The sequence below is a fragment of the Chondrinema litorale genome (genome assembly GCF_026250525.1).
GTDB lineage: Bacteria > Bacteroidota > Bacteroidia > Cytophagales > Flammeovirgaceae > Chondrinema > Chondrinema litorale.
Map to the genome: position 1 here is coordinate 4253858 of NZ_CP111043.1, position 16069 is coordinate 4269926.

A 16069-nucleotide genomic window follows, 5' to 3' on the forward strand; every position below is an offset into this window, starting at 1 on the left:
AACAAAAAAAAATCCCCACAAGCAAAGCTTGTGGGGATTTTGGCGGAACAGACGGGACTCGAACCCGCGACCTCCTGCGTGACAGGCAGGCATTCTAACCAACTGAACTACTGCTCCAGTTCAAAAACTTTAAAACCATGAAAACTTAGCGGAACAGACGGGACTCGAACCCGCGACCTCCTGCGTGACAGGCAGGCATTCTAACCAACTGAACTACTGCTCCGTTTTTTGGTGATGCAAAAGTATGTAAGCGAACATTTAAAAACAACACCTTTGGCGATATTTTTTTAAATATTTTATGGTTTGCTCTTAAAATCTAGTTTTTTCACCTTCTTTCTTATGCCTTTCATAAAGTCTTCTCCTGGGTCAGATTTTGTAGTTCTATAGTTGTCGTCAACCTCTTTCCAAAGCGTAGAGCCAGCAAAATCGGTGTATTCTGAGTGGCCAATTAAATATTCAATGTCATATTTTTTCTTTAAATATTTAATCAATTTTACATTAGATTTTAATTGTTTTTTTGTGAGCGGAACTTCTTCAGTTCCTCCAACATTTTCAATTCCAATAGCACAATAGTTTAATCCGATTACATGTCGGGCAAAAGCAGTTTCTGGTAAAAGCCTGTAAATTGTACCATCTTGATCGATTACAAACTGCGATGAAACATTAAGAGAACTTGCTCCTTTAATAGCTTCTCTTGCTCCGGGCAATTCTGGATTCATAAAAGCCCGCATTGTTCCTTCTAAAGTTGGAATAACTGTGTAATGTACTACAACCATTTTTGGATTAATGTAAGGTGAGTCCAAGTCTAAGCTATGTCTTTGTTGCAGGTATTCAAGCGATAAGTCCTTTCTTTTATCATTCCAAGTAATTGGTTTATCAATTATTTTAATTTGAGCAGAAAGGTTGAAAGAGCTAATAAAAAATAGAATGTAAACAGAAAAGAGAATTTTCATAAAATGAGCAGTTTTGATTGTTAGATTAATTTTGTTTTGGGTAAAAAATAATTGAGCAGAGCTATCAGGTTTTCTTCAAACACAGAATAATTTTAAACAAATAGGAAACAGCTTTTGGCTTAAATTTGATTAAAGCCCATTCTGCTATTAAATTAGCATTCTAAACTATCAAGAAGAAATGCAACTGAAAATAAAGAAACAAACTTTACAATTAAAACAAACTTTCACAATTTCCAGAGGAAGTCGCACTAGTGTAGACAATGCCATTGTTTTACTTTCTTTTAATGGTTTTACAGGTTTAGGAGAAGCGACCGCTAATCCATATTACAACATTACCACAGATTTAATTGAACAGGATTTACTTGCTCTTGAAAGTTTTCTTGCGGACTATCAGTTTATAAATCCTGAAAAATTATGGCAAGATGTTTTTCCTTTACTTCAAGCTAATCCGTTTGCACTTTGTGCATTAGATGAGGCAGCTCATGACCTATATGGTAAAATCAATAATCAACCATTGTATAAACTTTGGAATTTAGACTATTCTAAGGCTCCTCTAAGCAATTACACCCTCGGTATTGATAAAATCCCTGAAATGATTAATAAAATCAAGGAAATGCCTTGGCCTGTGTATAAAATTAAATTGGGTACAGCCCACGATCTTGAAATAGTTAAAGCACTTAGAAAAGAGACGGATGCCATATTGAGAGTAGATGCTAATGGTGGATGGACAGCTGAACAATGCATCTCTTTTTCTAAAGAATTTAAAAATCTGGGAGTAGAATTTATAGAACAACCACTGCCAGCAGAAGAGCACGAGGCAATGAAAGAAGCTTTTAAATATTCTGAACTGCCACTTGTTGCAGATGAAAGTTGTATTGTTGAAAGTGATGTGCCAAAATGCAAAGGTTTGTTTCACGGAGTAAATATTAAGCTGATGAAATGTGGTGGAATAACACCTGCTAGAAGGATGGTTAAAGCAGCTAGAAGTTTAGGTATGAAAGTAATGGTTGGATGCATGACAGAATCAAGTGTAGGGATTTCTTCGATCGCTCATATAGCACCAGAATTGGATTATGTTGATATGGATGGTGCATTATTGATTAAAAATGATCCTGCATCTGGCATTGCTCTAGACTATGGCAAAATTGTTTACAATGAACTTCCGGGCAATGGAGCGGCTTTAACTGCTGATCCGATAATTAATTAATTCTGAGAAATATAACTACCCCAACTATGCGATATATCTATTTTTTTACGCTTGCACTTTTTGTGTTTTCTTGTACACCTTACGACACAATTATTACCAATGGGAAAGTCTATGATGGAACAGGTGGAGGAATGCAAACTGTGGATATCGGAATAAAAAATGACCGAATAAAAACAGTAGGGGTAATAGAGAAGAAAAAGGCGGAAAACATAATTGATGCTGAAGGAAAAGTAGTGAGTCCGGGATTTATTAATAATTTAAGTTGGGCAGCATATCCATTAGAATTAGATGGTCGCTCAATGAGTGATATTAAACAAGGTGTAACATTGGAGATTTTTGGAGAAGGAAGTTCACCGGGACCTTATAACTCAGAGAAGGTTAAACACACACGTTTTAGCTTGGGACAAAATATGGATTATCTGGTTGAAAAAGGTATTTCGACAAACATTGCTTCATTTATTGGTGCAACCACTTTGCGCCTCCACCAAATAGGAAGTGACGACAGGCCTCCTACACCTGAAGAACTCAAAAAAATGCAAGAATTGGTGAAAGAAGGTATGGAAGAAGGAGCTTTGGGTATTGGTAGCTCATTAATTTATCCACCTGCTTTTTTTGCCTCAACAGAAGAGCTGATTGCTTTGAGTAAAATTGCTGGTGAGTATAACGGTACTTACATTTCTCATATGCGGAGTGAAGGTGATAAACTGAAAGAGGCAGTTGAAGAATTGATAACCATTGCTAAAGAAGCAAATATAGATGCTGAAATTTATCATTTGAAAGCGGCAGGAGAAAGAAACTGGGATAAACTAGATGAAGTACTAGAATTGATTGAAAAAGCTCAGGAATCAGGTTTAAACATTACTGCAAATATGTACAATTACACTGGCGCATCTACAGGTTTAGATGCTTGCTTGCCACCTTGGACACAAGATGGAGGTAAAGAGAAATGGCTAGCAAGATTGAATGACCCAGAAACCAAAAAGGAGATTATTGCAGAAATGCAGCAGTCAGAAAATGAATGGGAGAACTTTCTTCAATTAGCTGGCGATCCCAAAAATATTTTATTACTAGGTTTCGATAAAGATTCTCTAAGTTATTTAAATGGTAAAAACCTCGGTGAGGTAGCCAAAGCAAGAGGTATTTCACCCGCAGAAACTGTTATTGATTTAATTGTAGCAAACAATGGTGATATCAGTACAGCTTATTTTTTAATGTCAGAAGAAAATGTAAAGAAGCAATTAAAATTACCCTATATCACTTTTTGTTCTGATGCACGCTCAATTGCTTCTGAAGGCGATAATCTTAAGTACATGACTCACCCTCGTACATATGGCAACTTTGCCCGCTTACTTGGTAAGTATGTAAGGGAAGAAAAGGTATTGCGTATGGAAGAAGCCATCTACAAACTTTCAGGTCTTTCAGCAGAAAAACTCAAAATCGTAGAGAGAGGCAAACTACTCGAAGGGTATTTTGCAGACGTGGTAATTTTCGATCCAGAAAAAATAATAGATACAGCAACTTTTACAGAGCCGCACCAATATGCAGAAGGTGTCGAATATGTTTTTGTAAACGGTACACTTGTTTTAGAAAACGGAAAACATACTGGTGCGACTCCTGGTAAATTCGTAAAAGGTCCGGGATTTAAAAAATAAATCAGGCTTTAAGTAGAGCCAAAGATTCTGCTACACAAACAGCTTTTTCCTGACCTTCGATCTCAAAAGTTAATTTGAGTGTCATTTTCGCTGTGTATTCTTTTCTTAAAAGTTCGGTAAGCTTTACTCTGAGTCTCAAATTACTATTTACAGGTACATGAGACGAAAACCTCACTTTGTTTAAACCATAGTTTATACCCATGCTCACTTTTTCCACTTTAAATATTTGCTCCATAAAGTGTGGTGCCATAGAAAGTGTAAGATATCCATGTGCAATGGTAGTTTTAAAAGGCGATTCTACTTTACACCTCTCCACATCGGTATGAATCCACTGAAAATCACCGGTTGCTTCTGCGAATTTGTTAATTTGCTCTTGAGTAACTTTATGCCATGGCGACATGCCAATTTCTTTACCCAGGTAATTTTCTATATCATCCAAGCCATTAATGATGACCATACTAAGAAATTATAATTTGATGAATGTTTTGAAATAGGATAGTAAAAATAGTTAGTTCTTATCAAAAGGGATGAAAATAAACTTTCCCGGTGCAGCATCCAGATTGAATTTGGATATCAGGATAGAGTCTTTTTTCTCTTCATAATACTTAGATGCAATATCAGTTAAGGTTTCTTCCTCTTCCCAAAAGTGTACACCTTTCATAGGAATAATAAACCATCTTTCACCTAGTACATCATTACTTTTTACAGCATTAGCATTATTTACATTAAACATTAAAGAGACTTCCATAGACGAATATCTTTTTTCAACATCTCTATATAAACCATATAACCTGAAGTTATCACTGTCGAACGGATCGAAGCGTGTTTCTTTTAATGTTTGAATACGGAGCTCTTCATTTGCTTTATATTGCTCAAGCTGGTTTTGATATTCACTGGTAAGTTTTTTCAAACTGTCAGCCAGATGGGCGTTTTCAACAACCGATGATTGCCATTTATTTTGGTTTGTAATATAAAGGTAAGCAGTAAAAGCCACAAAAATCGTAAAAGCTACAATATTAATAATTGTGGGAATTGCTGATGTCTTTTGATTCATTCTAGAACTTAAAAAAATTTACCAGTTAGTATTTATATTGAATTTTGCCTCAAATTTAGAATTTCTTTTTAATACTAGGGCTAATCCTTATTATATTTATAGCATACACTCCAAATACTAGACTTGTTATTTACTTTTTACAAGTTTTAATAATTCTATACAAATTTTTAAAGCAGTATAATTTATTCTATTTTGGGTACTCTGATTAGCAAAAACAATCTCCAGTCTTCTTGAGAATGTAGCCATTTAAACTGAAACTCTATGAAAATTTCTTTACCCCAGTTGTGTAGAGCTATTGTATTTTTGTTTCTTGCCCAATATTCAATTTCTGCACAAGCAACACATATTGTAGGTGGTGAGTTAGAATTACAACATGTAGGTAATGACCTATACCAACTTGGATTAATACTGTATTTCGATAATATTTCTGGGTTAGAAGGAGCCCGAGACCCAAGTGCAACCATTTACATTTATAGCAAGTCAACCAACGTGCTTATTCGCCAATATACAATGCCAAGGGTTTCTGTATCTCGAGTAGAATATACCTCGCCAGAATGTGCAGTTGGTTATTTAAGTACAGATAAATTGTACTACAGAACACAGGTAAGACTCTCTGCAAGCATATTTAACGATCCAAAGGGATATTATGCTGTTTATGAGCGCTGTTGTAGAAATGGTTCTGTACAAAATATTGTTGACCCTGGCGGAGCTGGTCAGGCATTTTATATGGAGTTTCCTGCTGTAGTGAAAGATGGTGAACCATTTGTGAATTCTACACCAAAATTATTTCCTCCATTAAGCGATTATGCTTGTATAAATCAGCCATTTCAATTTGATTTTTCTGGATCGGATGCAGATGGCGATTCTTTGGTTTATTCATTGGTAACACCACTAAACGGACATAGTTCTAGGGATGAACCAGTACCAAACTTCCCTCAATCTGGACCTTACGAGACAGTAACGTTTCTGTCTAATTACGATAGTACGAAGATGATTCCCGGAAATCCAGCATTAAGAATTGGAAAGAGTACTGGCTATTTGGAAGTTACACCTAGCGAAACAGGGCTTTTTGTATTTTCGGTAAAATGTGAAGAGTATAGAGATGGAGTAAAGATTGGTGAGGTATTAAGAGATTTTCAAATGATGGTGTTAGATTGTAAAGAGGCAAATGCACCATCAGTTTTTGCAGAGACTGCAAGCGGAGAAATTCTAAGTACAACCGATACGCTTGTTTTTGAGCCGGGTAGAATAGATAACTGCATTAACTTTTTTGTAACAGACCCCGATGATTTAACGAGTTTAACTACTATTATTAATCCTATTGGATTTGATGATAATGATTTTATTATAACAAGTGATCAAACTGGTATTACAAATGGTGGAGATACAATTATGTATTCTATTTGTTTAGATGAGTGCCCAATCATTAAAAATCAACCTTACGAAATCCAGATAATTACAGCAGATAACTCTTGTAGTTTACCTTTAAGAGATACTATGAGTGTATATGTGCTAGTGCCAGAACCTAACACGCCACCAGATATCTTTAGTGATGATATTGTGTTTAATGACGCCACTGGTTGCTACAGTGCAGAGGTGAACACAGATGAAGAAATTAGCTTTGATGTAATTGGTACAGACCCAGATGGTGATCCTGTGAAATTAAGTTTAATAGGTAATGGTTTTAATCCAGATGATGAGGGCATGTACTTTTCTGCCGATTCTGCACTGGCTACAGTAACATCAACTTTTAGTTGGATGCCTAGTTGTAGCAACCTACCTGTTGATGTAGAAGAAGCTATTTTTAACCTTCAATTTGTGGTAGGAGATATAGGTGTTTGTGGAACCAAAGCAACCGACACTATTTGTGTAGATTTAAAGGTAATTAGCAATCCGCCACCAAATAATGCACCTGAATTAAGTGCAGATAAAGAATTACGCATGGTGGAAGAAGGTGTTTTTTATGACACTGTAAGAGTGGGAGAAGAGTATGTGCTTAATCTCGAAAGTTACGATATTGATTCAGATAGTATCAGGTTAGTAGGAGACGTAGAAGGTTATGACTTTTCTGATTTAAATATTTTCTTTGGAAACATCAGTGGTTTTGGCTTGGTTAGATCGCGGTTTTATTGGAGACCAACCTGTCATAATATTTTTGATGTTGAAAATGGTGCTACCTCAGAAGTATTTGAGTTTGATTTTGTGACCAAAGATTACAAAGATTGTAATAATTCAGAAGGTGATAGTATTAAGCTGTTTCTTGTATTGATTTATGAAATTAGTGTAGAAGATGCTCCAGTTATAAATATTGCAGGAGCAGATTACAATGAATCTGAAAAAACATTTGATGTTACTATTGAATCTGGAAATTTACTTGAACTTGAAATAGAAGGGCAAGATGAAACTAAAGATTTGCTCACATTAAGATTGAATGGGTTAAACTTTGATGCAGAAGCTGTGAATATGCTCTTTTCTAATACTTCTGGAGTTTCACCTGTGCGAACATCTTTAAGTTGGGAGCCTGTCTGCGATTACTTTAATGATTCTATTGATAATACTTATATGGTTCAAATGGTAGTGAGCAATATTGCAGATTGTGGAGTTGCTGCTGCTGACACCATCAATTTAAGAATTAAACTTACTGATGTTCAAAGAGAAGCTGTAGAGGATTTTCCGAATGCATTCTCTCCAGATGGTAACAATATTAATGATGAGTATGAAATTCTGGTTCTTCCACCAGATTTATGTAATGATCAGTTCAAATACATCGAGATTACCAACCGCTGGGGTGATGTAGTTTTTTACGATGAAAATCGAGACTTTAAATGGGATGGTGGAGATAGTCCAGAAGGTGTATATTATTATCGGGTTAAGTATACAAAAACTCAGTATAAAGGCATCATAAATTTATTTAAAATAACGGAGTAGCACTTTTAAATCTCTGATAGAGGTTTCAATTGAAATCATATTCAACAATTCATTTATTTCATTTGTTAGATTATAAACAATAAACACTATAATCATAAAATGAAAACCATGAAAAATAGAGATTTTGATAGTTTAACTGAAGCGATAAATTTATTAGTCAAAGAAGGATTTACTGAAGATTTTCAGGCAACTGATGATTACATTGAGGCTTTAAAGTCTGATAACAAGTATAAGCCAGAAGACTTAAAAATTACTGAGCAATACAGATTTGAAGGAATGACTGATCCAGATGATTCTTCGGAATTATTAGCCATTGAAGCTAAAGATGGTATAAAAGGAACGATGGTAATGGCATACGGAGCCAAACATTCTCAAAATACTGATTTAATAAAACAGATAAAATTTGAGAATTAATTTAGAATTTAACTAACCAGACCAAGGTGGATCCATTATTTAAAAAGCTTAATTTTAAAGATCAAGATGAAGTGGTGGTGTTACATGCACCAAAAAGCTTTTTGCCTAATCTTGAAAATATGCAAGGTTTAACTAAGGTGTTTGAATCTGCCGAAGAGCTAAAAAGTATCGGTTTTTTGCTTGTTTTTGTTACTGAAAAAGAAGTAATGGAAAATATAGTAAGAACAAATGCTGAAAAATTTGAAGGTGACACATTGGTCTGGATTGCTTATCCTAAAAAAAGCTCTAAAAAATATACCTGCAATTTTAATCGTGATACAGGCTGGGAAGTGTTCGGCGAGCACGATATGGAACCTGTAAGACAAGTTGCTATTGACGAAGATTGGAGTGCTTTAAGATTTAGAAAAATAGATTACATTAAAAAGATGACTAGAAGAGAATCTTTTGCCTTGTCAGAAAAAGCTAAATCGAGACTTCCTAAAAAGTAATTTTCCTTTATGAACAAATCCTTTTCAGAGATAAGAAATGATTTTGAGCAGTTTATTGAATTTGGGAGTGCATTTGACAAACCAACCAGAGAATATCTAGTATTTTATCTTTATTATAACATCACAGGCGAGGTGTTTAATGAAGATAAACCACAAGGCGATTATTTTAATTATTTACATGCAAGCTTAGATCGCATCTTTCAAAATCAAAATCTGAAAAAAGCCACAAAAAATAATCAGGTGCTCACCAACGAAATTATTAATGATATTTTAAAGTGGGTTAAGAGAACTGATAAAAAGGTGAAGGAAAATAATCCTTATTATCATGAATTACACTCATTTGATAGTTGGAGCCACAAACCCACATTTCTATGGAAAGACAGTTGGTATAATTTAGTTAATCAACTCAAAGAAATTTATGGGAGAGATGAGTTAGATGTAGCTTTTTACATAGAAAAGTTCAAGGTTTTAATGCCAAATGCCCCCTCAAATGTTACAGATCAAAAACTAGCAGATAAGCAAGAGTATAAATCTGAATTAGATATTATTATTGATGATTTGCTTGCTCAATGGGATGCTTTACTTACTGCTAAAATTTTAAAATGGCAGTTAAAAGAATTGATAAAAGAGTTTGAAGGTTTTAATACACTCATTGAAAAAAAGCTGTCTGAATACATCAAATTGATGGGAATAGTAAATCCATTTGCAGAAGAAGCTGGTAATTATTGGGATATGTCGAGAGGTTTGTGGGCTGATACCGGTTTTTCAGTATTAGAAAAATACAGTGAGCTTTTAGAAGAAGAAAAGGGAATAAAAGAATTGGCAGATTTACTTGGCCAAATGCGTGAAGCTGAAATAGAATTGCAAGAGGAAATTTATGAAGATGTAATTATAAAAAAAGAATGGATTAAGGATGAAACCTTAAAAGAAGAAGTAGGAGGGATTAAAAGTAGTAACGATTTAAATACCATGCTGCCATCAGAAGCAGCTTATTTAGCTGATAATGATACTTCTTTGGCTTTCTACCAAAAATTTGCTGACCACAGCTTGCTATCTTTTTACTATGAAGGAAAAAGAATGGTTACCAGCGATAGGTTCAATTATTATGCTGTTCAGAAACAAAAAAAGAAAGAAAAGGGGCCGTTTATTTTATGTATAGATACCAGCGGTTCTATGTATGGGACACCTTCTCAAATCGCTAAAGTCTTGGTTTTTGCAATAATGAAAATGGCAGCAGATGAACAGCGAAAATGCTATCTTATTAACTTCTCAATTGGCATTAAAACCATTAACCTAACAGACATCGCTAATTCGATTGATAAGATCGTAGAGTTTCTAAGAATGTCTTTTGATGGTGGAACTGATGTAGGACCAGCACTTTCTGAAACGTTGGATGTTTTACAAACCAATGATTATAAAGATGCAGATGTATTGATGGTCTCTGATTTTGTGATGTTTAAAATTAGAGAAGATCTACTAGAAAAAATTAAACGGGAGCAATACAAGGGAACTCAGTTTCATAGCTTAACACTTTCTGACAAAGCAAATTTAGAAGTATTAGAAGCTTTTGATAACTCTTGGGCATACGATCCTGAAAGGAAAGATATTATTAGGTTATTAGCCAACGATTTGCATAATATGGATGTAAATTAAATTTTCATGTAAAGTCTAAATATTTAAGTGAAAAAAATACAAAAAGCCAGTAGTAAAATTTACTACTGGCTTTTTGTATTAATTAGATTTATCAATCGGGCTTATTTACTTGCCAATCGTAATCTGAATAATCTTCAACATTAGTTGCATTATCCACTTCAACAATTTCTGCTTTTTCAAACTGAGGGAACCAATCGTCGAGTTTTTCTTTGGCTTTCTTTTTAATTTCAGGAGTAATGGACTCTTTAATTTGCGTAATTGCCAATATTAAAGCGCCTAAATCATCAGTAAATCCTATTAAAGGAATAAAATCTGGTAAAAAATCAAAGGGAAGAATAAAATAGCCTAAAGCACCTACAATAGTTGCTTTAGCTTGTAGAGAAACATCGTCAGATTTAAAAGCATAGTAAAGTAAGAGTGATGAGTAAACTACTTTTAAGCCGGCTTTTTCTCCAAGTTTTTTAATTTTTTTCCATAAAACAGTTTCAGAAAAATGTTTTTGATACTGTTTTAGGTCTTTTAAGTTAAGCTCTTCTATTTCCATAAAAAATTTAATTTTCAGCCAAGTATTGGTGTACATATTTTATAGACATAGCACCTTCTCCTACAGCAGAGGCAATTCTGTTCATTGCACCCGATCTCACATCACCTGCTGCGAAAATACCCGGTATACTGGTTTCTAACATAAAAGGTTCTCTGTTGAGTTTCCATTTTTTTTTAAAACCTGGCTTAGAAATTAAATCTCGGCCTGTTTCCAGAAACCCTTTTTTATTTCTTTCAATATCTGTTGGTATCCAATCTGTAAATGGCTTTGCGCCAATAAATACAAAAAGTGCCATTGCATCTCTTGTTTCTAAATTATTGGTTTCGATATTTTCCAGAATTATTTGAGATAATCTAAGATCACCTTTTACTTCTTTTACTCTTGAATTCGTAATTAGTTTAATATTTGGTGTTTTTTCTATCTGATCAATCAAATATTTTGACATACTGTACGAAAGAGAATCTTTTCGAATGACAATATAGACATTAGCTGCAAATTTTGAAAGATACATAGCGGCTTGTCCGGCAGAGTTACCACCGCCAACAATATAAATTTCTTGTTTTTTACAAGCATGAGCTTCTGTAGTGGCTGCCCCATAGTAAACACCAGCCCCAGTAAAATCATCGATACCGATAGCATTTAGTTTTCGGTAATCTACTCCAGTGGTTATAATTAAACTTCTAGTTTTGATAACTGAATCATTATCTAGTTTAAGAATTTTAAATTGATGTGTAAGTGTAATTTCTTTTACTTGATGTGGAGATAGAAACTCTATTCCAAACCTAGTTGCCTGAGTAATAGCTCTTTTGGCTAAATCTGCTCCGGAAAGCCCCGTGGGAAAACCCAAGTAGTTTTCGATTCTGGAACTGGTGCCAGCTTGTCCGCCAGGAGCTCTTTTTTCTACCAATAAAGTTTTTAATCCTTCAGAGCCACCATAAACAGCAGCGGCTAAACCAGCAGGGCCTGCACCAATAATTGTTACATCATACATATCTGAATTTGGTATATGTTGCATACCAAGTTTTTCAGCTATTTCAATATTGGTGGGATCTTTTAAAATACTCTGGTCTTCAAAAAATAAAACTGGCATGTGAGACTCATCAATATCATACAACCTCAAAATCTCTTTGCCTCTTGGGTTATTATCAAAATCTATCCATTGGTATGGAATAAGATTACCTGCTAAATAATCTTTAATCTTATGCGATTTGGGTGAGTACTGGCAACCAACTATTTTTATTCCTTCAAAATCTGGAATAAAGCCCGTTTGCCAAGTATCTAGCAAATCGTCTATTATCGGGAACAGTTTCTCTTCTGGTGGATCCCAAGGTTTCATTAAATAATAGTCGAGGCTTACTTCATTTATAGCCCGAACAGCTGCTTCTATATCAGAATAAGCTGTAAGCAAAACTTTTTTAGCTTCTGGAAAATGTACAGAAGCTTTTTGTAAATAATCGACCCCGAGCATCTCTGGCATTCTTTGATCTGAAAGAAAAAGCGCCAGATTTTCATTCTTCTTTTTTAACTCTGTAAGTAAGTCTAGGGCTTCCTGTGCAGAGGTTGTACTTAGAACCTTATAAGATTTTCTGTATTTAGATTTCAAATCTTTTGTTACAGATCGCAAAACCTGCGGGTCGTCATCAACGACCAGAATTACAGGAAGTTTCATAAAATATTGAGTGAGTATAGTAGATCCTTCTAATTAGAATTTTTAAATATAAATATCTATCATGTTAATCAAATGATACCCTTAACTTTTTACAGTCTAAACCATTAATAATACATGTAAATTGATAATTTATTAATCCAAGAGCTTCAGAAGCTAATGGGAGCCTATTTAAAATATGAGATTCAATGTGTTTATTCTTTATATGCTATACCTTTGTTGCAAGTAGAAATCAGCATGAAAATATCATCTTAAAACTATTTAATTAATTGATTCAACTACTTCTCACATCAATTGCTGTTGCCTTACGGGTAATTTCCAATCCTTTAGGGAATGTGTTTCAAAAACAACTTACTGCCAAAGATCATCATCCTTTACTGGTTAATTTTATTACCTATTTTTTACTGGCACTGTTCTGTGTCTTATTAGCTATAAATGTAAACTGGACTGAATTGCCACAAGATTTTTGGTTTTATTCTATCTTGGGTGGAATTACTGGCGCATTAGGTAATGGCTTTTTAGTAAAAGCTCTACTAAAGGGCGATCTGTCTGTTTTAGGACCAATTAACTCTTATAAATCTGTAATCGGAATTGTAGTTGGAATTTTCTTATTAGGGGAAATTCCGAATGTATGGGGAGTGTTGGGTATGGCTTTAATTATTTATGGGAGTTATTATGTTTTAGGTACTACTGATGAAAAATTTTCTTGGGCACTGTTAAAAAAGCCTGAGATTAAGTATCGGGTATGGGCTATGATATTAAGTGCTACTGAGGCTGTTTTTATCAAGAAAATTATTCTGGCCTCTTCTACACAAATTGCTTTTATAAGTTGGTGTTGGTTGGGTGCATTCTTCTCTTTTTTAATTCTATTTGCATTTAGAGTTGAGGTTAAAAATGAATTCGGAAAGATTATTCCCAAAGACATTCAGAAGTATATATTATTGGTGATTTGTATAGGTACAATGCAATTTACTACCAATTATGTTTTTGATAAAATGCCTGTTGGTTACGCACTCTCTCTTTTTCAACTTTCTATTATTGTGAGTGTGGTTTTAGGCTATAGGATTTTTAAAGAACAGAATATTAAAAAGAAGCTCATTGGTTCTGTAATCATGATTGTTGGTTCTGTAATCATCATTATGTTTAAATAAAAAAAGCTGATGTCTTAAATAAACACCAGCTTCTTCATTTATCTTTCTAAATATTTAGATTAAATCTTTATTTCTTCTTCTTGAAATATATCTATTTGATTCTTAAGTATATCTTGTATGGTTTCTCTATTTCTAATTAATTGAGGAACACCATTTACAATAAGCGCTTCTGCTGGTCTTGGGCGGCTATTGTAATTAGAGCTCATGCTAAAGCCATAAGCACCTGCATTTTTAATAGCTAAGATGTCACCTTCTCTCACTTCATTTAAAGGTCTGTCCCAAGCAAAAGTGTCTGTTTCACATATGTATCCAACTACATTGTAGTTCTGAACTTTTCCAGTTGGATTAGAAACATTTACAATTTCATGGTAAGAATCATACATCATTGGGCGAATTAGGTGATTTAAACCTGAATCAACACCAACAAAAGTAGAGTATGGAGTTTGTTTTACAACATTAGCTTTCACTAGTAACACGCCTGATTCGCTTACTAAAAATTTACCAGGCTCAAACCACATTTCTAATTCTTTTCCATAAGAATCGCAGAAAGCGCTAAACTCAGCAACTAGATTATCACCTAGTTTCTTTAAGTCTGTTACTTTATCACCGTCTTTATAAGCTACTTTAAAGCCACTGCCAAAGTCTATAAAATCAAGATGAGCAAAATTTTGTGCAAGCTTAAAAAGTACTTTAGCACCTTCAATGTAAGGATCTATTTCATAAATCTCAGAACCTGTGTGCATATGTAATCCATTGATTACGATATCGTATTTTTTTGTGATCTCAAGTATTTGATCAATCTGAAGTAATGAGATTCCAAATTTAGAATCTTTATGTCCTGTTTGAATTTTGTGGTTGCCACCAGCTTTTATATGCGGATTAATTCTTAAACAACAAGGAACTGTGTTGCCGTATTTTTCTCCGAATTTCTCTAGTGTAGAAAGGTTATCTACATTTATTTGGTAACCTTTAAGCACGCCTTCTTCCAACTCATCGAATTTTACACCACTAGGTGTATACATAATCTGAGATGGCTTATATCCCGCAAAGAAACCAGTTTCAGCTTCGTAAAGAGAAACTGCATCTAATTCTACACCATGAGCTTTCATCAGTTTAAGAATACTGATGTTGCTCAAAGACTTCATGGCAAACTTTACTTTAAGCTTTGGCCAATTAAAAGCCTGTTTAAAAGTTTTAATTTGCTCAACAATTTTGTCTGAGTCGTACAAGTAAAGAGGGGTTCCAAATTGATTACATACTGATGCTACAGTATTTTCTCCGGCAAAATAGATATTGTCTTCTAACCTCATGGTATTCTTAAATAGTAATTAATTGAATTTGCAAAAATAGTATTTGGAAAGGGCAATTCAAGAGAATATGAATGACAGTATTAATATTTTTTAGAAAGTTGATAGAAATAATCGATTAGAGCTGTTTCTCGCAAAAATATTTGTCTACTTTTTTGAGTAAATTGTCATAATATAAAGCAACCATTTGGAGGCTTTCTTCATCCTAGTACTGCACCAACTATTTAACATCATGTTTTTGAAATTTACCTCTGACAGATTACCCTTTCTTGTTTTATTGCTTTTAAGCTCTTGTGCAAGCATGCCCAATTATATGCTTACAACAGATAAACCTGTAAGTATTAACAGCTATAATGAAAAGATTAACCATAATTTGCATGTAGACCTTCAATATGTTAGTAATTCTTGGAATTATCTGATCTTTAATCTGGAAATCGAAAATCAAGGCCATGAGCTTTTTGTATTTAATGATGATTATGGAATACCAGAGTCGATCTACATCGATCAGGGAATAATGCTTTACGAAGGTTTTCCTGAAAGTTTTGACAGAGCCATTCCCACAGAAGAAGTTTTAAGCAGAATAGATTATGAATTAGTGAGAGTAAGAAAGCGACAAACAGGCAGGCAAGTGGGTTTAGGTGTGGTAATGGTAGCAGCTCTTATAGCAACTGAACTTTCTGAGGATGAAGAGGATAGGAAGAATGTCGATAAACAATTAAAAAAAGAATTGCAGCAAAATACGATCATGACGGGTGCCAGTATTATCAATTCGATTGATGAAAATACAGTTGTAGCTAAAGTGAATCAATTGGAGTTAGAGCGCGAGCGAGTTTTAAGAAATGCCTTTAATCATCAAGCTATAGCTTCTCACGAAACTGTTTCAGGTTATGTTTACATTCCTTTAGTAGAGGGTAGAAGAAATATAAAAGTTTATGTACCACTGGGTAATTCAGTTTATGAATTTAGCTTTTCACAAAGAAGAAATTAAAAGTTACTTGGTTTGAAAGTAAAAAAACTTTCTGCAAGCAACTTTTAAAAAATATATAATAATC

At 34.1% G+C, this 16069-nt stretch carries 14 protein-coding genes and 2 tRNA genes; 8 read left to right on the top strand and 8 right to left on the bottom strand.

Translation table 11 applies throughout. The features are described 5' to 3' along the window. Positions 1 to 40 precede the first annotated feature (40 nt). The 3 genes from OQ292_RS17585 to OQ292_RS17595 all read right to left on the bottom strand — a co-directional run bounded on the left by OQ292_RS17585 (position 41) and on the right by OQ292_RS17595 (position 953). Positions 41 to 117 (bottom strand) — tRNA-Asp (locus tag OQ292_RS17585). Positions 118 to 149: 32 nt separating this feature from the next. Beyond that, positions 150 to 223: transfer RNA gene (locus OQ292_RS17590), tRNA-Asp, on the bottom strand. Positions 224 to 296: 73 nt separating this feature from the next. Then, on the bottom strand, positions 297 to 953 hold the full coding sequence (locus tag OQ292_RS17595) for a peptidoglycan recognition protein family protein (protein ID WP_284683453.1): 657 nt from the start codon (positions 951 to 953) through the stop codon (positions 297 to 299). 178 nt (positions 954 to 1131) lie between these two features. On the opposite strand from OQ292_RS17595, the gene OQ292_RS17600 reads away from it, so the two are divergent. After that, positions 1132 to 2160 (top strand): dipeptide epimerase, encoded by a 1029-nt coding sequence (locus tag OQ292_RS17600; protein WP_284683454.1) that lies wholly within the window; start codon positions 1132 to 1134, stop codon positions 2158 to 2160. A 26-nt stretch (positions 2161 to 2186) separates the two neighbouring features. Beyond that, on the top strand, positions 2187 to 3812 hold the full coding sequence (locus OQ292_RS17605; RefSeq protein ID WP_284683455.1) for an N-acyl-D-amino-acid deacylase family protein: 1626 nt from the start codon (positions 2187 to 2189) through the stop codon (positions 3810 to 3812). 1 nt (position 3813) lies between these two features. Here the strand turns inward: OQ292_RS17605 and OQ292_RS17610 are convergent, their stop codons facing one another. Next, positions 3814 to 4269: a MaoC family dehydratase gene (locus tag OQ292_RS17610; RefSeq protein ID WP_284683456.1), complete on the bottom strand. Its 456-nt coding sequence runs from the start codon at positions 4267 to 4269 to the stop codon at positions 3814 to 3816. 51 nt (positions 4270 to 4320) lie between these two features. Next, positions 4321 to 4866, bottom strand: coding sequence for an FtsL-like putative cell division protein (locus OQ292_RS17615; protein WP_284683457.1), 546 nt, complete (start codon positions 4864 to 4866; stop codon positions 4321 to 4323). A 261-nt stretch (positions 4867 to 5127) separates the two neighbouring features. Between OQ292_RS17615 and OQ292_RS17620 the strand changes: the two genes are divergently transcribed. The 4 genes from OQ292_RS17620 to OQ292_RS17635 all read left to right on the top strand — a co-directional run bounded on the left by OQ292_RS17620 (position 5128) and on the right by OQ292_RS17635 (position 10349). Beyond that, the gene (locus OQ292_RS17620) at positions 5128 to 7794 is read left to right on the top strand and encodes a T9SS type B sorting domain-containing protein (protein ID WP_284683458.1); all 2667 of its coding nucleotides are present in this window, start codon (positions 5128 to 5130) and stop codon (positions 7792 to 7794) included. A gap of 108 nt (positions 7795 to 7902) precedes the next feature. Next, positions 7903 to 8208 (top strand): phosphoribosylpyrophosphate synthetase, encoded by a 306-nt coding sequence (locus OQ292_RS17625; RefSeq protein WP_284683459.1) that lies wholly within the window; start codon positions 7903 to 7905, stop codon positions 8206 to 8208. A 26-nt stretch (positions 8209 to 8234) separates the two neighbouring features. After that, positions 8235 to 8696 carry a hypothetical protein gene (locus tag OQ292_RS17630; RefSeq protein WP_284683460.1) on the top strand — a complete coding sequence of 154 codons (462 nt, stop codon included), beginning with the start codon at positions 8235 to 8237 and terminating at the stop codon, positions 8694 to 8696. A 9-nt stretch (positions 8697 to 8705) separates the two neighbouring features. After that, positions 8706 to 10349 carry a VWA domain-containing protein gene (locus OQ292_RS17635; protein ID WP_284683461.1) on the top strand — a complete coding sequence of 548 codons (1644 nt, stop codon included), beginning with the start codon at positions 8706 to 8708 and terminating at the stop codon, positions 10347 to 10349. Between the two features lie 91 nt (positions 10350 to 10440). Here OQ292_RS17635 and OQ292_RS17640 read toward each other — a convergent pair whose 3' ends face one another. Both OQ292_RS17640 and OQ292_RS17645 read right to left on the bottom strand, forming a co-directional pair. Beyond that, entirely contained in the window at positions 10441 to 10893 is a 453-nt protein-coding gene (locus OQ292_RS17640; RefSeq protein WP_284683462.1) for a YkvA family protein, read from the bottom strand. A 7-nt stretch (positions 10894 to 10900) separates the two neighbouring features. Beyond that, on the bottom strand, positions 10901 to 12562 hold the full coding sequence (locus OQ292_RS17645) for an NAD(P)/FAD-dependent oxidoreductase (protein WP_284683463.1): 1662 nt from the start codon (positions 12560 to 12562) through the stop codon (positions 10901 to 10903). A gap of 266 nt (positions 12563 to 12828) precedes the next feature. Between OQ292_RS17645 and OQ292_RS17650 the strand changes: the two genes are divergently transcribed. Further along, entirely contained in the window at positions 12829 to 13710 is an 882-nt protein-coding gene (locus OQ292_RS17650; protein ID WP_284683464.1) for an EamA family transporter, read from the top strand. 59 nt (positions 13711 to 13769) lie between these two features. Here OQ292_RS17650 and lysA read toward each other — a convergent pair whose 3' ends face one another. After that, positions 13770 to 15020 (bottom strand): diaminopimelate decarboxylase, encoded by a 1251-nt coding sequence (gene lysA, locus OQ292_RS17655; RefSeq protein ID WP_284683465.1) that lies wholly within the window; start codon positions 15018 to 15020, stop codon positions 13770 to 13772. Positions 15021 to 15255: 235 nt separating this feature from the next. Between lysA and OQ292_RS17660 the strand changes: the two genes are divergently transcribed. After that, positions 15256 to 16005 carry a hypothetical protein gene (locus OQ292_RS17660; RefSeq protein WP_284683466.1) on the top strand — a complete coding sequence of 250 codons (750 nt, stop codon included), beginning with the start codon at positions 15256 to 15258 and terminating at the stop codon, positions 16003 to 16005. Positions 16006 to 16069: the final 64 nt, after the last annotated feature.